Source organism: Rhizobium sp. AC44/96 (assembly GCF_001692185.1).
GTDB lineage: Bacteria > Pseudomonadota > Alphaproteobacteria > Rhizobiales > Rhizobiaceae > Rhizobium.
In genome coordinates this window covers 1-17,628 of the sequence record NZ_LXKO01000011.1, presented here as the reverse complement: position 1 = coordinate 17,628, position 17,628 = coordinate 1, and the positions used below count along the sequence as shown (strand labels likewise).

The 17,628-nt window shown below is 59.6% G+C and carries 18 protein-coding genes and 1 pseudogene; 7 read left to right on the top strand and 12 right to left on the bottom strand.

All coding sequences use genetic code 11. The features are described 5' to 3' along the window. Nucleotides 1-147: 147 nt before the first annotated feature. The 10 genes from A6U87_RS11360 to ccoN form a co-directional block, all read right to left on the bottom strand. The gene (locus A6U87_RS11360; RefSeq protein WP_065691379.1) at nucleotides 148-816 is read right to left on the bottom strand and encodes a Crp/Fnr family transcriptional regulator; all 669 of its coding nucleotides are present in this window, start codon (nucleotides 814-816) and stop codon (nucleotides 148-150) included. A 19-nt stretch (nucleotides 817-835) separates the two neighbouring features. Then, nucleotides 836-994 carry a cbb3-type cytochrome oxidase assembly protein CcoS gene (gene ccoS, locus A6U87_RS11355; RefSeq protein ID WP_065691378.1) on the bottom strand — a complete coding sequence of 53 codons (159 nt, stop codon included), beginning with the start codon at nucleotides 992-994 and terminating at the stop codon, nucleotides 836-838. After that, on the bottom strand, nucleotides 991-3,273 hold the full coding sequence (locus A6U87_RS11350; protein WP_065691377.1) for a cation-translocating P-type ATPase: 2,283 nt from the start codon (nucleotides 3,271-3,273) through the stop codon (nucleotides 991-993). The genes ccoS and A6U87_RS11350 overlap by 4 nt, the downstream gene beginning before the upstream one ends. After that, complete coding sequence (locus tag A6U87_RS11345; protein WP_065691376.1) at nucleotides 3,270-3,755, bottom strand: FixH family protein; 486 nt, start codon at nucleotides 3,753-3,755, stop codon at nucleotides 3,270-3,272. The genes A6U87_RS11350 and A6U87_RS11345 overlap by 4 nt, the downstream gene beginning before the upstream one ends. Further along, the gene (gene ccoG / locus A6U87_RS11340; RefSeq protein WP_065691438.1) at nucleotides 3,752-5,314 is read right to left on the bottom strand and encodes a cytochrome c oxidase accessory protein CcoG; all 1,563 of its coding nucleotides are present in this window, start codon (nucleotides 5,312-5,314) and stop codon (nucleotides 3,752-3,754) included. Before ccoG ends, A6U87_RS11345 begins: the two co-directional genes overlap by 4 nt. 259 nt (nucleotides 5,315-5,573) lie before the next feature. Continuing rightward, nucleotides 5,574-5,762 (bottom strand): hypothetical protein, encoded by a 189-nt coding sequence (locus A6U87_RS11335; RefSeq protein WP_065691375.1) that lies wholly within the window; start codon nucleotides 5,760-5,762, stop codon nucleotides 5,574-5,576. 10 nt (nucleotides 5,763-5,772) lie between these two features. Next, on the bottom strand, nucleotides 5,773-6,636 hold the full coding sequence (ccoP, locus tag A6U87_RS11330; protein WP_065691374.1) for a cytochrome-c oxidase, cbb3-type subunit III: 864 nt from the start codon (nucleotides 6,634-6,636) through the stop codon (nucleotides 5,773-5,775). A 1-nt stretch (nucleotide 6,637) separates the two neighbouring features. After that, a complete protein-coding gene (locus A6U87_RS11325) occupies nucleotides 6,638-6,790 on the bottom strand; it encodes a cbb3-type cytochrome c oxidase subunit 3 (RefSeq protein WP_065691373.1) in 153 nt (50 codons plus the stop codon). A gap of 9 nt (nucleotides 6,791-6,799) precedes the next feature. Beyond that, nucleotides 6,800-7,534, bottom strand: a complete 735-nt coding sequence (ccoO, locus tag A6U87_RS11320) for a cytochrome-c oxidase, cbb3-type subunit II (protein ID WP_065691372.1) — start codon at nucleotides 7,532-7,534, stop codon at nucleotides 6,800-6,802. Nucleotides 7,535-7,542: 8 nt separating this feature from the next. After that, complete coding sequence (ccoN, locus tag A6U87_RS11315; RefSeq protein ID WP_065691371.1) at nucleotides 7,543-9,165, bottom strand: cytochrome-c oxidase, cbb3-type subunit I; 1,623 nt, start codon at nucleotides 9,163-9,165, stop codon at nucleotides 7,543-7,545. Nucleotides 9,166-9,398: 233 nt separating this feature from the next. On the opposite strand from ccoN, the gene A6U87_RS11310 reads away from it, so the two are divergent. From A6U87_RS11310 to A6U87_RS11275, 7 genes are all read left to right on the top strand, one after another. Continuing rightward, entirely contained in the window at nucleotides 9,399-10,124 is a 726-nt protein-coding gene (locus A6U87_RS11310; RefSeq protein ID WP_065691370.1) for a cyclic nucleotide-binding domain-containing protein, read from the top strand. A 14-nt stretch (nucleotides 10,125-10,138) separates the two neighbouring features. Next, nucleotides 10,139-12,061, top strand: coding sequence for a PAS domain-containing sensor histidine kinase (locus A6U87_RS11305; protein ID WP_065691369.1), 1,923 nt, complete (start codon nucleotides 10,139-10,141; stop codon nucleotides 12,059-12,061). 129 nt (nucleotides 12,062-12,190) lie between these two features. Beyond that, nucleotides 12,191-12,499, top strand: coding sequence for a hypothetical protein (locus A6U87_RS11300; RefSeq protein ID WP_065691368.1), 309 nt, complete (start codon nucleotides 12,191-12,193; stop codon nucleotides 12,497-12,499). Between the two features lie 634 nt (nucleotides 12,500-13,133). Further along, nucleotides 13,134-13,577 carry a pseudoazurin gene (locus A6U87_RS11290; RefSeq protein ID WP_065691366.1) on the top strand — a complete coding sequence of 148 codons (444 nt, stop codon included), beginning with the start codon at nucleotides 13,134-13,136 and terminating at the stop codon, nucleotides 13,575-13,577. Between the two features lie 54 nt (nucleotides 13,578-13,631). After that, nucleotides 13,632-14,159, top strand: coding sequence for a YcnI family protein (locus A6U87_RS11285; RefSeq protein ID WP_065691365.1), 528 nt, complete (start codon nucleotides 13,632-13,634; stop codon nucleotides 14,157-14,159). Nucleotides 14,160-14,212: 53 nt separating this feature from the next. Then, a complete protein-coding gene (locus tag A6U87_RS11280) occupies nucleotides 14,213-15,847 on the top strand; it encodes a copper resistance protein CopC (protein WP_141683940.1) in 1,635 nt (544 codons plus the stop codon). A gap of 10 nt (nucleotides 15,848-15,857) precedes the next feature. Beyond that, on the top strand, nucleotides 15,858-16,091 hold the full coding sequence (locus A6U87_RS11275; RefSeq protein WP_065691364.1) for a hypothetical protein: 234 nt from the start codon (nucleotides 15,858-15,860) through the stop codon (nucleotides 16,089-16,091). Between the two features lie 366 nt (nucleotides 16,092-16,457). On the opposite strand, the gene A6U87_RS11270 is transcribed toward A6U87_RS11275, so the two are convergent. Together A6U87_RS11270 and A6U87_RS11265 are read right to left on the bottom strand one after the other, a co-directional pair. Continuing rightward, nucleotides 16,458-17,339, bottom strand: a complete 882-nt coding sequence (locus A6U87_RS11270) for a cytochrome c1 (RefSeq protein WP_065691363.1) — start codon at nucleotides 17,337-17,339, stop codon at nucleotides 16,458-16,460. Between the two features lie 3 nt (nucleotides 17,340-17,342). Further along, a pseudogene (locus tag A6U87_RS11265) lies at nucleotides 17,343-17,628 on the bottom strand (cytochrome b); the annotation flags it as partial.

Genomic DNA, 17,628 nt, shown 5'->3' with positions numbered 1-17,628 from the left:
TGACATCCCGCGCAGAAAAACCCGTGGCATTCCCTCATGTTATGCCTGTGTGAGGCCGCGACGTAGCCGCAACCCCAAAAATAGGATGAAGAGCTTAAAGTACGTTTAAACGTTCTTCACCTGTCGCCCCCATATTTGGGGTCTCGTCTAGCAGGCAGCCCGAAGGTTTGCCACGCTCAGGATATTCACCGTGCTGCCGCGCACGTCCACTCCGGCATCGGCAAGGGCTGCGAACGCTCTGGACAGAGCTTCGGGAGCAAGACCGAGCTTTCCTGCAAGGATTCGTTTCTGAAATGGCAATCGGAAGCTGGCCTGCACGGCGCCCTCCGGGCAGCGACCCAGAAAATAATTGGCCACCCGCTGTGGCGCGGTCTGTAGCCGGTCGGCACATATGCAAAGAAATGCTTCACTGAGATGTCTCGACATGATCCGCGCAGCATTGGTCTGTAGGATTGGGTGACGCCCGGCGAGCTTCCGAAGTTTCACGAGATCGAAGATGGCAACGTCGGTGATGTCGGCCGTGCGGGCGGCGGTTGCATAGCTTGCACCGTCCAGGAGAAGATACTCTCCAAAGGTCTCACCGGCCTCGCATATGCAGACGTCAGCCTCCCGCCCCGACGCGGCGTCCGTCTTCGTGAGCCTGACAAGGCCGTTGAGGACACAGAAAATCGCGGCGGCCCGCTCGCCCTCCTGATGGATTAACTCGTTGCTCGAGAATGTCTTAATCTGGCACGTCGCCTCTATTTCGGAGGCCACCTCGGCGGAGACGCCACGCAAAAGTTCCGACTGCCTTACCCTGCGAATTTTTTGAAGCATCGTTTCCTCCTGGCCACCTCTAGCGCCGTGTTTCCTCTCGTTCGTCGTCGGCGAGAACGCGCCACGCCGCGCCTTCGAGATCTTCGTACTGCCCGCTTTTCAGCGACCAGAGAAAGGCTGATAGACCTATGCCCCCCATCAGGAGCGCGATCGGGATCAGATAGATCAGCGTGTTCATGCCAAAACCGCCTCCGGCGTCAGTTCGCTTGCGTTGGCCCGGCTGTCTATCTGGTGTCGCCGAGCGAAAGCGTTGAGACGCAGCGCATTGCTCACCACGATGATTGACGACGTCGACATTGCGACCGCTGCTATAAGCGGGGTGGCGAACCCGGCGATCGCGATGGGCACGGCCAGAATGTTGTAGCCGATTGCAAGGGCGAAGTTCTGGCGGATGAGCGACGCCGACCGCCTTGCCACTTCGATGGCATGTGGCACCGCGTCCAGTCGTTCGTTGAAGAAGACGAGATCAGCGGCCTGTCGGCCGATATCGGAGGCGGTGGCGGGGGCAATGGAGACATGGGCGGCGGCGAGTGCAGGAGCGTCGTTGATGCCGTCTCCGACCATGAGGACCTTGCGGCTATCGTCGCGCAGTCTCTCGCACGCATCGACTTTCTGCCGAGGCGTCAACGCTGCAAGCGCCACATCGACTCCAAGCTTGGCCGCCGTGGCCGCCACAACACCTTCGCGGTCTCCCGAGAGCATCAAGGTCTTCAACCCCATATCGTGGAGCCGAAGGATCGAGGCGTCCGCGCCCGGCCTTAGTGCATCCTCAAAGAAGAAGCGGGCGACAGGACGACCGTCCTTCGCCAGAACGACCTCAGACAGAGATCCCTGGGACTGCGAGGGAGTACCGCCGCAGGCGAAGGAGAAGCTACCCAGTCGATAGCACGCTGCGTTGTAGGACGTTTCCAGACCGCCGCCGGGTATCTCAAGGACGCGGTCGAACGAGGCAGTCGGCATGGCGACGCCGCGGACTAGCGCCTGCGAAAGCGGGTGCTTCGAGTGAACCGCCAGACCGGCAGCTAACGCGACATTCGCTTCATCCAACGCCTCCATGCTCACCAGTCGTGGGATCCCCATAGTGACGGTACCAGTCTTATCGAACGCGACCGTGTCGACCTCTGCGAGCCTCTCGAGGGCGGAACCGTCCTTGACCATGATACCCCGACGAAAGAGCTCCCCGGCCGCTACTACCTGCACCACGGGAACAGCAAGTCCGAGTGCACACGGGCATGTAATGATGAGGACGGCGACAGCGACCAACATGGCCTGTTTCCAGTCGCCACCTATGAGACCCCAGCCAAGGAACGAGGCGAGTGCAAGGAGATGCACGACAGGCGAATACAGGGACGCGGCCCGGTCTGCGATGCGCCTGTACCTCGCCCTTCCACCTTCAGCGGCCTCCATCAGGGAGATGATTTCGGAGAGAAGCGAATCCTTCGCCATCTTGGTCGCTCTTACGACGATGGATCCGGTTAAGTTCATGGCTCCCGAACTCGCAGACGTGCCTTGGCGGGCTGCCACCGGGCTGCTCTCACCCGTGACGATCGAGAGATCGAGATCGCTTTCGCCGCTGACTACGATGGCGTCCACCGGAATCCGCTCGCCCGGTGCCACTGCGATCTCGTCACCTACGTCGATATCCTCTACCGCTACGTACCGTCGCGAGCCATCGCGCTGTAACACTAGCGCGCCGCGGGGTGCTATGCGGGCCAGACCGTTGATCGCCGCGCGAGCCTTTTCACGCATGACGTGGTCCAGCGCCCGGCCGATAAGAAGAAAGAACAGCAGCGAAACTGTAGCATCGAACCAGGCGTGTTCGCCGTGGTGCATCGTTTCCCATAGCGACACCGCGTAGGAAAGCGTCACAGCGAGCGATATCGGCACGTCCATGTTGGTGCGGCCGTGCTTTAGTGCGTTCCAGGCTGAGCGGAAGAAGAACCTACCGGCATAGACGAGCGCGGGTGCCGCTATCATCGCCGAAATCCAATGAAACATGTCCCGCGTTGCGGCGTCCGCGCCAGACCAGACCGAAACCGAGAGCAGCATGATGTTGGCCGCAGCAAAGCCGGCAACGCCGACCGCCAGCAGCAACTGGTTGCGCGTCTCGTCATTTCCGGCGGCGACAGGCGCAAACAGGTGGGCGCGATAGCCCGCCTTCTCGATAGCCTCTAGGATGAGCGCCGGATCCGTGGGCCTATCCTCCAACGCCTCTCGGTAAACGCAGGTGACGCGACGCGATGTAAGATTGACTCTGGCCTTCTTCACGATAGGCAGAGCGGAGAGGGCCTTCTCGATCGTACCGATGCAGCCGCCGCAGTGTGCGTCTGGAACGCTCAGGTCGAGCTGGCGCATTCCATCCCCAAGAGAATGACTTGCAAGGGTGATCTCTTCAGAGCTGAAAGATCTTGGGTTCATCGCGAGCACGGCTTCGGCGTTGATCATGCAGCAGGTCATCGACCGAACCCCGCGGTGTCGAAGCGCTGGGCTTCGTGCATCACCACCACGCCGTCGCGCTTCGAAATCAGCTCGACAATCCAGTCGCCAGAGGGAACGTGGCGGTCTGCCTCGTATCGTCCCGCCTCAACGAGTTTTAGGGATTCAACAAAGTCCTCGTGGTCGCCCACTGGACGTCGGAAGTGTGCCTCGACTTCATCGGCCTGAGCGGGCGAGCCGTCGCGATTGCGGAGCCTGTAGGTGAAGATGTCGCCGTGGAGAGAGGTCGCACCGGTGACGCCCGTGGCGACCATCGCCTTTATTGCAGAGGCCTTCTGATTGAACTGCTGGCTCGCGACATAGGTATTCTCTACGACCAGCCCGCTCCAGCTCGATGAAGCGAACCACGCCATGGTCACGTTCACCGAAATGATCACCGCGAAAAACCCGCAAGTCGTCAACAGCATGTGTCTGCCAGTGAATCCTTTGGATGTCGAAGTCATTGTGCTGCTCCAGGGGTATTGAATGCCGCGCGGTAGGTCGCGCGGTCCGAGTGGCCGTCGTCCTCGATCGAGAGCAGGAACTCTGAAACGGGAGCGCTCGCGCCATGTCGTGTCACGAAGACCTTGAGGGTCGTCGCGGCATCCGGTGCGGCGTCGATCGTAAAGGTTCGGCCCTCCTGCTTGCCGAGCTCGGGAATGCGCATTGTCGCGCCGTCGAGACCGGTGATGCTTAACTCGATCTTTCGCGGCCTGGGGACCATGTTGAGAACGCGGAGCGTGTAACCATTGCGGATAGAGCCGTCGCTCTCGAGTACGTATTGCGGATTTCGGTCATGGACGACGTTCAATTCGAGACGTTCGCGCGTGGCCAGATGGACAATCATACCCACGCCGATCATGCACCACACCGTGGCGTAGAAGACGACGCGAGGACGAAAGATGATCCGCCAGTTGAAATGCCTGATCCCATCAACAAAGGAGCCGTCCGGCTTGCGAACCAGCGCAGGCTGCACGGGCGTGCGGCCATTGTCGGTCGCAATCTTCATGTTGCTGGCGTACTCGCTGAGCGTCGCGTAGGAGATCAGGCCGCGTGGCCTGCCGATCTTGTCCATCACGCCGTCGCAAGCGTCGATGCAGAGAGCGCAGGTGATGCACTCCATCTGCTGGCCATCCCGGATGTCGATGCCCATGGGACAGACGGCGACGCAGGCGTTGCAGTCCACGCAGTCGCCGACAGGCTGACCTGCCGCCTGAGCCTTCTTGCTGTGGCGGGAGCGTTGTTCCCCACGCCAGTCGTTATAGGTCACGACGAGCGAGTTCTCGTCCAACATCGCCCCCTGAATACGCGGCCAGGGGCACATGTATGTACAGACCTGCTCGCGCATGAAGCCGCCAAGTATGTAGGTCGTCGCGGTCAGCGTCGCCACAGTGGCGTAGGCCACGCCAGCAGCGTGCCCTTGGACCAGGGACGCAAGAAGTGTCGGCGCATCGGCGAAGTAGAAGATCCAGGCACCGCCGGTGGCTACGCCGATCACCAGCCAGATCGCATGTTTCAGGACCCGCTTGCGGAGCTTATCGAAGCTCCAAGGCGCGGCGTCGAGCTTGATTTGCGCGTTTCGGTCGCCATCGACGGCGCGCTCGACCGCGAGGAAAAGATCGACCCAGACGGTCTGCGGACAAGCGTAGCCACACCACGCCCTACCGACGGCGGATGTCACAAGAAACAGTCCGAAACCCGCCATGACGAGGAGCCCTGCGACGTAATAGAATTCCTGCGGCCAGATCTCGATGAAGAAGAAGTAGAAGCGTCGCGAGGCGAGATCGACGAGAATCGCCTGATCGGGCGCGTAAGGTCCGCGATCCCAACGAATCCAGGGCGCCAGATAATAGATGCCGAGCGTGACCAGCATCACGATCCACTTCAGGCGGCGAAACCGACCCTCAGCACGCTTTGGCAAAATCTTTTTGCGCGCCGCGTACAACGGTTGGCTGCCCTTGGGGTTGTTCACGCCCTTCACTCGCCGGACGTTTTTCGGATCAGGAGCTGTATAGAGATTCATCTGCATTCCCAAGGTTCCAATGCACTTCTGCTACGTTTCGCTCCTTCGATCCTTGATCCAGATCAAGCAAAAAGAGTTCAAAAAAGGGCCGCGCTCCGGACAGGAAGCACGACCCCGAAAGACTGGGAACCAAGGCCTTCGCGCAGCAGGTGCGATGCCGCTGCGCGAAGCTATTTCGGCTACGTCAAAGGAGATTAAGACACGTAGCCGCGAGGAACTGCGGGGGAGATTTCCGCTTGGACGTCCTCGAAGACCGTTGTTATCGGCTTGTCGTCGACTGATCTTTGAGCGACGTCAAAGATATCATCGAACTGCCGATCTTTTCCGGATCTTCCTGTTCGCTCACCGGTGTCACAGTCTTGCTGGAGCGAGACGATACGCGGGAGTGGATAACGGAGCGCGGGGTGCCATAGAGCCCGAGAAGTGGGTTGTGATCATGGGTGCTCATCTGATCCTCCTTACTGGCCACCGCCGAGGGAATGAACGAAGACAGTGAGCTCCTTGACCGTCGTGTCACCTAGGCGCCCCGCCCAGGCAGGCATCACCCCGTGCTTTGGCGAGGCCACCTGCTTCGCGATGGCTTCCTCGCCCTTTGCCTTGAGCCAGATCGCGTCTGCCAGATTCGGAGCCCCCATCTCGATCTTGCCCTTGGCATCCTCGCCGTGGCATGCGGCGCAGTTATCCAGGAAGATCTGCTTGCCGGCCAGGGCCAAAGCAGGATCGGAGGGCGTATTGGTCAGGCTCCAGACATAGGCAGCAACCTGCGTCGTCTGAGTCGCATCGAGCGTATCGGCGAACGCAGGCATCTCCGATACATGGGTATCGGTGTCGGCATCATAGCGGATGCCGTGGGCGATCGTCGTCTGGATCGACTGCAGGTCGCCGCCCCACAGCCAGTCGTCGTCGTTCAGGTTCGGAAATCCGGGGCCGCCGCTCGCGCCGGAACCGTGGCAGGGAGCGCAGTTATTCTTGAAAGCGGACGCGCCACCGGCGATCGCGAATTCACGAAGCGTCGCATCGGCGTCGATCTCCTGCACGGTCTTTGCTGCGATCATCTCGTGATACTTCGCCTGTCCCGCCTTTGCCTGATCCAGATCCTGCTGAAGTTCAGCGCGCGTCGAATATCCGAGGTACCCTTTGGTGGCGGAGGTGATCATCGGGATGGCTGGATACGCAATAGCATAGCCAATCGCCCAGACGATTGTCGCATAGAACGTCCAGACCCACCACCGGGGCATCGGGTTGTTCAGCTCCCTGATGCCGTCCCATTCGTGTCCGGTGGTCTCGACGCCGCTGATTTCATCAACATGCTTTTCCGACATCTCAATCATCCTTCAGGGGAATATCGGCGGCGTCCTTGGCCGTCTGCTTGCTGCCGGGACGGAGCGTAAAGACGATCGCGCCAACGAAAAACGCGGCCATTGCCAGAAGACCCCAGCTGTCGGCGAAGTGCCGCATTGCGGTATAGGTTTCCATCAGATCACCTCATCGATAGCCGGTTGCGTCGTCGTAGGTCGAGAAATCGACCAGCGTGCCCAGCATCTGGAGGTAGGCGACAAGCGCATCCATCTCGGTCAGCTTCTGCGGGTCACCGTCGAAATCGCCGACTTTCGCCTTCGGATATCGTTGGAGAAGAGCAGCGGTATCGGCGTTCGGATCGGCCTGCGCCTTCATGTCGGCTTCGGCATTGGCGAGCATGTCGTCGTTATAAGGCACGCCGACATCCTCGTTTGCCTTGAGGTCCATGCCGACGTCTTTGACCGTGACTTCCTGTTCCTTCAGGAAGGCATATTTGGGCATGATCGATTCCGGCACGACGGCTCTCGGATCCGACAGATGCTGAACGTGCCACTCGTTCGAGTAGCGGCCGCCAACGCGAGCAAGGTCAGGACCGGTTCGCTTCGATCCCCACTGGAACGGATGGTCGTACATGGATTCCGCGGCAAGCGAATAGTGGCCGTAGCGCTCCACCTCGTCCCGGAACGGCCGGATCATCTGGCTATGGCAGACATAGCATCCTTCGCGGATGTAGATGTTGCGTCCCGCCAGTTCGAGAGGCGTGTAGGGACGCATGCCTTCGACCTTCTCGATGGTGTTTTGGAGATAGAACAGCGGAGCAATCTCGACGATGCCGCCGATGCTGACGACGAGCAGCGAGCCGACCAGAAGCAGCGTGGCGTTCTTCTCGAGGATATGATGTTTGTCTAGTATCGATGCCATGTCTCACCTCACTCGGCAGGCTGTGCCTGGGGCACATATGCGGTCGGAATAGCGGCTTCCGCACGCTGGTGACCCTTGATCGTCATGAACACGTTCCAGGCCATGACGAGCCCGCCCGCCAGGTAGAGCGCTCCACCCACCGTGCGCAGTACGTAGTAGGGGAACATGGCGGCGACGGTCTCGGCGAAGGAATAGACGAGGAAGCCCTGCGAATTGTATTCGCGCCACATCAGGCCCTGCTGGATACCGGCGACCCAGAGAACGGCCGCGTAGATGACGATGCCGAGCGTGGCGAGCCAGAAATGCCAGTTGACCATGCGCAGGCTGTAGAGGCGTTCGCGCCCCCAAAGCTTCGGCGTCAGGTAGTAGACTGCACCGAAGGTGATCATGCCGACCCATCCAAGCGCGCCCGAGTGAACGTGGCCGATGGTCCATTCCGTGTAGTGGCTGAGCGAGTTCACCGTCTTCACCGACATCATCGGGCCTTCGAAGGTCGACATGCCGTAGAATGCGATGGCGATGACCATCATGCGGATGATCGGATCGGTGCGGATCTTGTCCCACGCGCCCGACAGCGTCATCAGGCCGTTGATCATGCCGCCCCAAGACGGCATCCACAGCATGACCGAGAAGACCATGCCGAGCGTCTGGGCCCAGTCCGGCAGCGCGGTGTAGTGCAGGTGATGCGGGCCCGCCCAGATGTACATGAAGATCAGTGCCCAGAAGTGGATGATCGACAGGCGGTACGAATAGACAGGGCGGTTCGCCTGCTTCGGCACGAAGTAGTACATCATGCCGAGGAACCCGGCAGTCAGGAAGAAGCCGACGGCGTTATGGCCGTACCACCATTGCGTCAGCGCATCCTGGACACCCGAGAAGACCGAATAGCTCTTCGAACCCAGGAAGGAGACCGGGGCTGCCAGGTTGTTCACAACATGCAGCATGGCGATCGTCACGATGAAGGCGAGATAGAACCAGTTCGCGACGTAGATGTGCGGTTCCTTGCGCTTCAGGATCGTGCCCAGATACACCGCGAGATAGGCGACCCAGACGACCGTGAGCCAGAGGTCGACGTACCATTCCGGTTCCGCATATTCGCGGCCCTGCGAGATGCCGAGAAGATAGCCGGTCGCCGCCATGATGATGAACAGCTGGTAGCCCCAGAACACGAACCAGGCCAAGCTACCGCCGAACAAGCGAGCGCGGCAGGTACGCTGGACCACATAGAACGACGTCATGATCAGCGCGTTGCCGCCGAAGGCGAAGATCACCGCCGAGGTGTGGACCGGGCGCAGGCGGCCAAAATTGAACCAGGGCGCGATGTTCAGGTCTGGACATGCCAGCTGGGCGGCGGCGACCACTCCGACGAGGAAGCCCACAACGCCCCACCCCACAGTGGCGATCAGTCCGTAGCGAATGACTTCGTCGAAGTAACCTGAGGCCTCGACCTTCGGCAACCGCCCGGCCGGCGAGAAGTCGATCCGCCGTACGAGCAGTACCGTACCAGCGGTCAGGCAAAAACAGAGGATGCCCATATGGACAGCAAAAAGATGGTCATGGGCAAGCCCTGCCCCGACCAAGGCCAGAAACGCAGCCGCCGCGACCAAGATTGTTTCAATTGTGTAATTCATGACTGAGTCCCCGTGCGCAGACGACTGGCGAACAGCCGCCTGCTCGTACTTTGAGGGTACGACTGTCATGGGGCCGACAACGGCTCCTTGATCTACATCAACGAAATCACACAAAGACGGCGAGGCCCAAGCCGTTACAAACTGTTACAAAAACGCACCAAATCGCACGCCGCGCTCATCGTGGTGTGACTCGCGCAGTTTCTATTGGGTTCACTCAACGAGGGGACACGACGATGCTGATGCAGGGCAAAAACGCTTTCACGAATGCACAACCAACCAAACACGCGGTTGCTACTCGGCCCCTTTCTTCGATCTTTCATGCCAGCGCGCTGGAATCGATCGCCGCTGGCGACGCCATCTGTTGGGAAGGCGACGATGCTACGCACCTGTTCCAGGTGGTCGAAGGTGTGGTCCGGCTTCATCGAATCATCGGTGAAGGTCGGCGGGCAATCACAGCTTTCCACTTTGCCGGTGACGTGATCGGCGCTTCCCTCATGGAGACTTTCTCCTTTACCGCCGAGGCCGTTAGCGACTGCAAGATTCGTCGCGTCTCGCGTCGCAGCTTCCAGCAGGAAGTGTCGCGTTGCGACGATATTCGTCCTGCGTATATCGAACTTCTCTGCCGCGAGAACGCAGCAGCCAACGACCAGATGGTACTCCTTTCCAAGAAGAACGCCGAGGAACGTCTCTGCAGCTTCATCATCAAGCTTGCCTCATGGCCTGGGACGCGCCGCATGAATGTTCTGAGTGTTCCGATGAACCGGCAGGACATTGCGGACTATCTCGGCCTGACCATCGAAACCGTGTCTCGGACGATAACAAAGCTTGCCGCACGCGCTGTCCTGGCCGCCGAAGGACGCCACGACCTGAAGATCATCAGCATGGACAAGCTCGTCCGGCTTTCCGGCGGGTCTGATGATTTTTCTGAGAAAACCTGCCATAGGGTCAATCTACACTGATCCAAGGAGCGGCCATGCCCCATCGTCTAATCTCGCCGCGCACCGCGTCTTCGCAGGAACTTGACGCGCTCGTGCATGTTCTTGATGGGGCGGACATCATCATACACCGGCTCGAAGGCGCGATCACCCACTGGTCAATCGGCTGCGAGAACATGTACGGGTGGACGCGCGAGGAGGCGGTCGATGAACCGATCTTCGATCTCCTCGCAACGCGCTACCCAGCACCGCGAGAGGAAATCCTGGCTCAGTTGAAGACACGCGGCTTCTGGCAGGGCGAGGTCGTCCATCGTCACAAGAACGGCCATGACGTGGACGTGGCGTCCCGGTGCGTCCTCGTGAATCTGCCAGACGGACAGATGGCCGTCATCCAGGCGAACAGCGACATTAGTGCATTGAAGAAGGCGGAACGAGCTGTCAAATCCCGCGAGGCTCATCTGAGTTCCATCCTTGAGACCGTTCCGGACGCGATGATCGTCATCGACCAAAAGGGCATCGTGATGTCCTTTAGCAAGGCGGCCGAAGAACTCTTCGGGATGAGCGCGGATCGGATCTGCGGGAAGAATGTCAGCAACCTGATGCCGAATCCCTATCGGGATGCCCACGACGGCTATATCGACCATTATCTCGATACCGGCGAGAAGCGCATTATCGGTTATGGCCGCGTCGTCACGGGCCAGCGGGCCGACGGATCTCATTTCCCGATGGAACTACATGTCGGCGAGGCAACGGCAAATGGCGAACGTATCTTCACCGGGTTCGTCCGCGATCTGACCAGCCGCCTGAAAGTCGAAGAAGATTTGCGCCAGGCGCAAAAGATGGAAGCGGTCGGCCAGTTGACCGGCGGACTGGCACACGACTTCAACAATCTCCTGACCGTCATCAGCGGTAATCTGGAGATGGTGGAGGACAAGCTACCGGAAGGCTCACTGCGCGACATGCTCCGCGAGGCGCAGGATGCCGCCGACGACGGCGCGAAGCTTACCGGACAATTGCTCGCCTTCGGGAGACGGCAACCCCTCAGCCCGAAACAGGTGGATCTCGGCGGTCTTGTGACCGGCTTTTCGGACCTTCTGCGCCGTACTCTCGGCGAGAACATCAAGCTCTCCACTATCCTCACAGGCTCGCATTTCGAAGCGCTCGTTGATGGTTCGCAGCTCCAGAACGCCATCTTGAACATCGCGCTCAATGCCCGCGACGCCATGCCGAAAGGCGGCAGCCTGACTACGGAGGTTTCGCGCGTGCGCCTGGACGCGGACTACGCGAAGATGTACCCCGAAGTTCGCAGCGGTCATTTCGTATTGATTTCAATGACGGATACCGGTTCTGGAATGTCCGAAGAAGTCAAGAAACGTGCGGTCGAACCATTCTTCACCACCAAGGACGTTGGATCCGGTACCGGTCTCGGTCTCAGTATGGTGTACGGTTTCGTCAAGCAGTCGGGCGGTCATCTCCAGATCTACAGCGAGTTGGGTCACGGCACGACCGTTCGCATCTACTTGCCCGCTCTTGCCGAACCGAAAGCCGCTCAAACGGTTGCGACGGAAGCTGCCGAGACTCCGCTACCCCGCGGGACTGAGCTCGTGCTCGTGGTCGAAGACGACCCACGAGTGAGAAAGGTGGCGGTCGCCAGGTTGAAGGACATGGGCTACGGCGTGCTAGAAGCAGACAACGGGCGCACGGCGCTGGAAGTGCTTGCGGGGCATCCCGATGTCGCCCTGCTGTTCTCCGATATCGTCATGCCCGGCGGAATGACTGGCGATGAGATGGCAACGGAAGCGATCCGACAGCGTCCCGATCTGCGTGTACTTTTCACATCCGGTTATTCGGAACCCGCCCTAGCCTCCAAGGACGTTATCCCCGGCGCCCAGTGGCTTCGCAAGCCCTACACCGCGAAGGAGCTGGCAGGAAAGATCCGCGATCTTCTTGACCGAGTTTGAGCGCGAAGGAGACACTGACTTTTTCGCCTACGCTAATTCGTTAGCCCTTTGTTAATCCTGTTGCCCCATTTTGGGGGTCGCGTGGAAGAGGATAAGCTTCCCGCGACCCAAAAGAACAGGACGCTCTCCATGCAATCCCGCTCGAATTCGACCGCCGAGGTTCCCTACGACCAGCTTGCAAGGCGCGTGGAGGTACTGGAGGAGCGAATGCGCGCCCACTTCAGCGTCATCGCAATCCTGGGAGCCGCCGTCGCGGAATCGCCAAACAAACTCTTGGAAATGCTCACTGCATATCGGGATCGCCATCTTCCAGGCGAAAACCAGCAGACTCCCCCTCTCTGGTCGGATGTTGTGGTCGCCAATGAGGTGAACGCCATCATGAACGTCATCACTGCCCAGCAAGCTGGCCTTCGTGCGATCAAAGGCGGGATCGCGTAGTCACTCAAGCCGGCGAGTTTTGATAGGAACAATCCCGCCGCTTCGCCGCGTTCGAGTAAGCGGGATTCGCGAGCGCCCAGCACTAGCGCTTCTATATTGCGGTAGGGGGCGCGACGGGGCGCTGCACGTCGTGCTGTCCTGGTGCAGCGACCACAAGCCGCTTCGGGATTACTCGTGGACGTGGAGCCAAGGCGACGGCGATCCGAGTGGACGTGAGCGGGTTAAACCCAAGTCAGAATTACAAGAAGCTTTGAACCGTCATGCATGGCCAGGTCGCGATAGGAGAGGCAAACTTGGGAAGCGAATTGATGGCTGTACTTGATCGAAAGCAAATTCCCGCGTTTGGTTTTCGCGCTGAACATCGCTCGCGAAACTGCGGAGTGAGAGGAGCCCGAGGGTCGCGTCCTCGTCTACCTTATCGAGGCATCCAATGAGGCCAAAGAAAAAGCCCTGCGAAGTGGGTTGGCCGTCCAAATCTATCAGGGCCTGCTTCACCCCTTCTATCTCAACAAAGTGGGCGCGGGTTATTCTCAACTCTTTCGTGCGAATTTGACGCTTGTCAAAGAGCGGCGGTTTTGTATCGCATAGAACACTCCTCGAGGCCAAGGTTGGCCCGGTAACACAGGAGAATGCAATGCGTTTCAATATCGGTCTGATCACTGCAACCGCGGTTCTGATCGCATCGGCTGCGCCGCTGATGGCGGCCGACCATGAAGTTCACATGCTCAACAAGGGCGCAGACGGTGTGATGGTCTTCGAACCGGGCTTCGTCAAGGTCGCCCCTGGCGACACCGTCACCTTCATCCCGACCGACAAGAGCCACAATGTGGAGACCTACAAGGGTCTGATCCCGGAAGGCGCGGCTGATTTCAAGTCCAAGCCGAGCGAACAGTACCAGGCCAAGTTCGACGTCCCCGGCGCCTACGTCGTCAAGTGCACACCGCATGCTGGAATGGGCATGGTCGCGCTGATCCAGGTGGGCGACGCTCCGGCCAATCTCGACGCAATCAAGACAGCGAAGGTACCGAACCCGGTTCGCAAGCGTCTCGACGCCGATCTCGCACAGGTCACCCAGTAAATCTTAAGGCCGATGGCGGCCTCCCCAAGGGGCCGCCCCGCCAAGGAGACATTCATGTTCAAGCATGCCTCGATCGCAGTAGTCGCCGCCCTTTTCACCGTCGGGACCGCCTACGCACATGCCACCCTCGAGCAGACGCAGGCCAACCCGGGCAAGGCCTATAAGGCCGTCGTGCGCATTGGACACGGCTGCGAAGGCAAGCCGACAATCAAGGTTCGGATCAAGGTTCCAGAGGGCCTCCTCTCCGCGAAGCCGATGCCCAAGCCGGGCTGGACGATCGAAAAGATCAAGGGATCCTATGCCAAGACGTACGAGCTCTGGGGCGAGGCTGTTAAGGACGGCACGACTGAGATCGTTTTCTCGGGCAACAGCCTGCCTGATGACGAATACGACGAGTTTGTATTCCGAGGTACGGTGGCCAAGGAACTTCCCGTCGGTACCCGCGTATACGTCCCTATCGTTCAGGAGTGCACCGATGGTGCCGCCGAACGCTGGATAGAAATCCCCGCTGCGGGAAAAACGTCTGACGATTATGAAACGCCGGCGCCGTTCTTCGACGTCGTTGAGCAGCCCCGATCCTGAAAAAGGGAATGCCGCTCATGTGGCCTATCGCACGTGCGTGGGCGGCCCTCCCCATGCAAGCAGCAGTCCTGCTGGTCCTGCTGCTTTCAGCCCTTGTCCCAGCCTACGCATACGCTCACGCGGTGCTCCTCAACTCCTCTCCCGCAAACAATCAGATAGTGAACGAGGCGCCAGCGGAGATCCAGCTCCACTTCAACGAGCCCGTCAAAATTGTCCGCGCGAGTGCCCGGCTCGCTAACGACAAAAGCGTTGACCTCGAGTCTTCGGGCAGAGGCGCGGACATATCGCTTCGCCTTCCCTCGCTTGCCCGCGGTACCGTGATCGCCAGCTATCGCGTCGTGTCGGAGGATGGTCATCCCGTCGGGGGCGCCGTTGTTTTCCACGTCGGAGCGGCTTCAGCGGCTCCCGCCGGCCCGTCTGAAACACCTTCGGTCGTCCTTGGTGCGGTCATCTGGTTCGTTCACGTCGCATCAATCCTCCTTGTCGCGCACGTCGTCGGCGGAAGGCTGTTCTCCGCGCTCTTCAATCCGTCGGACGTTCGCGCGAAGAGACCACTGACGATGATCTCAGTGGGATCCGTTCTTCTTGCTTCGGGTCTCTATCTCCAGGGACTCGACGAGATTGGCGTGGGCTTCACGTTCGCCGGGGCAACGCCGCTGTCGACCGCCATTGGGGGCAATGTTGCAGTTGCCAACGGATTGTTTTTGATTACCCTCATTCTTGCCATTCTGCCGCCATTCAGAACCCGGTCGCTCACTGTGTCGACTGCAGTAATCGCCATGACGATCGCGTCGGCAGCATTCACATTCACCGGGCACAGCGCACTTGCCACCCCTCCGTGGCTGGCGAAGACCTGCATCTTTTTCCACGGCGGAATACTTCTGTTCTGGATCGGGAGTCTGCCGCCGCTCTGGCGTTTAAGCCGCCATCCCTCTCGGCAGATGTCCCTGAAAGCCTTTTCCGCAGCAATACCAGCTCCGTTCGTCGCGATGTTGGTCGCTGGCCTTACTCTTGCTGCCCTTGAGCTTCCCGACCTGGGTTCGATACTGGATTCGATTTACGGCCGCGTGCTTGTCGTCAAGATCGGCCTGGTAGCGTTGCTGTGCTTTCTCGCGGCCTATAACCGGTTCTGGCTTACCGCCCCGGCCATACAGGGGGACGTCGCGGCCCGCGGGCGACTTCGGACCAGCATATCGGCAGAAATCGTGCTTGCTGTCGCCATTGTAGGCACCGCCTCTCTATGGCGCTTCGCAGGCCCTGACCAGTTCCAGTACGCTCCTCTGCACCCTGTCTCGATCCACATTCATACCGACAGGGCGATGGCCGAGTTCGAATTGAAGCCGAAATCTCATGACGCCGCGAGCGTGCATGTCACGATCCTCGCATCTGACTTCGCACCGATGCATCCTAAGGCCGTCACACTACGGCTTTGGAACCCCGCTGCAGGTGTCGAACCGATAAAGTACGAGCTAGCTGAATCCAAGGATGGCGGATGGGAAACTGAGGATGTCCCCTTCCGAGCCCCCGACGGATGGAAGGTCGACGTGCAGGTCCTGATAGACGATTTCACTACCGCGCATCTCGAAGCTGATCTAGACGAGGGCGTAGAAGCAGCGGACTCCAATGATGCGGGCGCAGATCCTGAATTTCCCAAGGCTGAAGCTTCATCGACGGCCTATGAAAGATAGGTCGGGCGAAATGGATAACTATTTGCTTTTTGTGCTTTCCGTTCTCGACAATGGCGACGAGCGAACCTTCGTGACGGACGAGGTTCGGCTCGTAGGCGACAACCTTGTGGCGCTCCTGGGCGAGACGGCGCAGTCCTTCAAAATGGGCGATGTCGTGGACCTCGCCCTCGTTGACCTCGCCGCGGTCCACTGTCGAAGCGAACCTCCCCGATCAAGTCGAGACCAACCGCCATCAGACCCGTGATCGCACGCGCGGTTATCGCCGTAGCTGCCTCCCCCCGCGGTAAGTTCTGCAGCTCGAGGTGGGCTTTGCGACCGTTGGGCAGGCGAGCTCCACTCTGACCGTGTCGGACCGACCAGTGCACTGAGTGCCGAAGTCCGCCGAATTGCCCCTGCTTTCGGCGCAGGTCAAAGCGGGCTGTAGCTCAAATCGTTAGCAGGCGGCGGCGTTAGCCGGACGCGCCAGTGTTGCGACTGCGGTGAAATAAAAGGGCTACGCAGGTGATCTTGCACATCGGTTCCGGATCCTTTGAAGACTTCCTCTCATCATGAAGGGAGACGCCGGCGGCTGCTTGCGCCGGCGCAATGAAGAGACATTTGTGAGCGCGCTTCAACTTTTGCCGGAATAGACCGAGCGCTTCGTCAAATAAATGAGGCCGGAGAAAATTATCAGGAATACCATTACCATTAAGCCAGTTCGCTTACGCTCCTCGAGATGCGGTTCGGCAGCCCACATGAGGAAGGCGGACACATCACGAGCGTACTGGTCGACCGTCTGGGGCGATCCGTCGTCGTACGTGACCTGATCGTCGGAGATCGGCTTTGGCATGGCGAGTGCTGCCGCGTGAGCGAAATAGGGATTGTAGTTTGTCCCGTCCGCAATTTCGAGGCCCGCCGGAGGCGTTTCGTCATATCCCGTCAGTAGCGAGTAGATGTAGTCAGGCCCCCCTTCCTGATATCCGCCGACGCCCGGTAACATGTCGATAACAAACTGTGGGAAGCCGCGAGTAATGCCTCGCGCCTTGGCAATCAGCGAAAAGTCGGGCGGAGGAGCACCGTTGTTAGCAGCGGCGGCGGCCTCGGTGTTCGCAAATGGTGAAGGGAAGTGGTCGGAGGGTACCGCTTTGCGGGTGAACATCTCACCGTTGGCATCCGGGCCGTCCTGCATCTCGTAATTCGCAGCGAAAGCCTTTACCTGCTCGTCGTTGTAGCCCAGATCCGCGAGCGAGCGAAAGGGCACCATCTTCATTGAGTGGCAGGCAGAACAGACTTCGGTGTAGACCTTCAAACCGCGCTGGAGTTGAGCCTTGTCGTAGTGACCCGTGAAGCCCGCAAACGACCAATCGATCTCTTTTGGATGCCTCAGGGGATAATGCGGTGTCGTCCCTTCCGCATGAAGCGCGGCCGGTTGGTGGGGCGCCTCTTCGGAGCGGACGGATTGCGCGAGCAGCGCCACGGCCGCGGTGACGATCGCCGAAATCAATTTGATCATGTGTCAGTTCCTGTCAAACGCCTGATGGTTCGCAGCCTTAGCCGAGGCAGTCTTGTTGCGCTTTTCAAGCACGGCTTCCGTGATCGAGTTCGGCACACGGCGCGGCGTCTCGACGAGACCCAGCACCGGCATGACGACCAGGAAGAAGGCGAAGTAAAGCAGCGTACAGATCTGCGAGATCGTGGTGTAAAGGCCTTCCGCCGGCTGCGAACCGAGCCAGCCGAGGATGATCGCGTTGATCACGAACAGCCAGTAAGCCATCTTGTACCACGGACGATAAACCGCCGAA

Excerpts from the sequence above, each read along its gene's own strand:
- A6U87_RS11360 (WP_065691379.1), bottom strand. The coding sequence starts at position 816 with ATGCTTCAAAAAATTCGCAGGGTAAGGCAGTCGGAACTTTTGCGTGGC.
- ccoS (WP_065691378.1), bottom strand. The coding sequence starts at position 994 with ATGAACACGCTGATCTATCTGATCCCGATCGCGCTCCTGATGGGGGGC.
- A6U87_RS11350 (WP_065691377.1), bottom strand. The coding sequence starts at position 3,273 with ATGACCTGCTGCATGATCAACGCCGAAGCCGTGCTCGCGATGAACCCA.
- A6U87_RS11345 (WP_065691376.1), bottom strand. The coding sequence starts at position 3,755 with ATGACTTCGACATCCAAAGGATTCACTGGCAGACACATGCTGTTGACG.
- ccoG (WP_065691438.1), bottom strand. The coding sequence starts at position 5,314 with ATGAATCTCTATACAGCTCCTGATCCGAAAAACGTCCGGCGAGTGAAG.
- A6U87_RS11335 (WP_065691375.1), bottom strand. The coding sequence starts at position 5,762 with ATGAGCACCCATGATCACAACCCACTTCTCGGGCTCTATGGCACCCCG.
- ccoP (WP_065691374.1), bottom strand. The coding sequence starts at position 6,636 with ATGTCGGAAAAGCATGTTGATGAAATCAGCGGCGTCGAGACCACCGGA.
- A6U87_RS11325 (WP_065691373.1), bottom strand. The coding sequence starts at position 6,790 with ATGGAAACCTATACCGCAATGCGGCACTTCGCCGACAGCTGGGGTCTT.
- ccoO (WP_065691372.1), bottom strand. The coding sequence starts at position 7,534 with ATGGCATCGATACTAGACAAACATCATATCCTCGAGAAGAACGCCACG.
- ccoN (WP_065691371.1), bottom strand. The coding sequence starts at position 9,165 with ATGAATTACACAATTGAAACAATCTTGGTCGCGGCGGCTGCGTTTCTG.
- A6U87_RS11310 (WP_065691370.1), top strand. The coding sequence starts at position 9,399 with ATGCTGATGCAGGGCAAAAACGCTTTCACGAATGCACAACCAACCAAA.
- A6U87_RS11305 (WP_065691369.1), top strand. The coding sequence starts at position 10,139 with ATGCCCCATCGTCTAATCTCGCCGCGCACCGCGTCTTCGCAGGAACTT.
- A6U87_RS11300 (WP_065691368.1), top strand. The coding sequence starts at position 12,191 with ATGCAATCCCGCTCGAATTCGACCGCCGAGGTTCCCTACGACCAGCTT.
- A6U87_RS11290 (WP_065691366.1), top strand. The coding sequence starts at position 13,134 with ATGCGTTTCAATATCGGTCTGATCACTGCAACCGCGGTTCTGATCGCA.
- A6U87_RS11285 (WP_065691365.1), top strand. The coding sequence starts at position 13,632 with ATGTTCAAGCATGCCTCGATCGCAGTAGTCGCCGCCCTTTTCACCGTC.
- A6U87_RS11280 (WP_141683940.1), top strand. The coding sequence starts at position 14,213 with ATGCAAGCAGCAGTCCTGCTGGTCCTGCTGCTTTCAGCCCTTGTCCCA.
- A6U87_RS11275 (WP_065691364.1), top strand. The coding sequence starts at position 15,858 with ATGGATAACTATTTGCTTTTTGTGCTTTCCGTTCTCGACAATGGCGAC.
- A6U87_RS11270 (WP_065691363.1), bottom strand. The coding sequence starts at position 17,339 with ATGATCAAATTGATTTCGGCGATCGTCACCGCGGCCGTGGCGCTGCTC.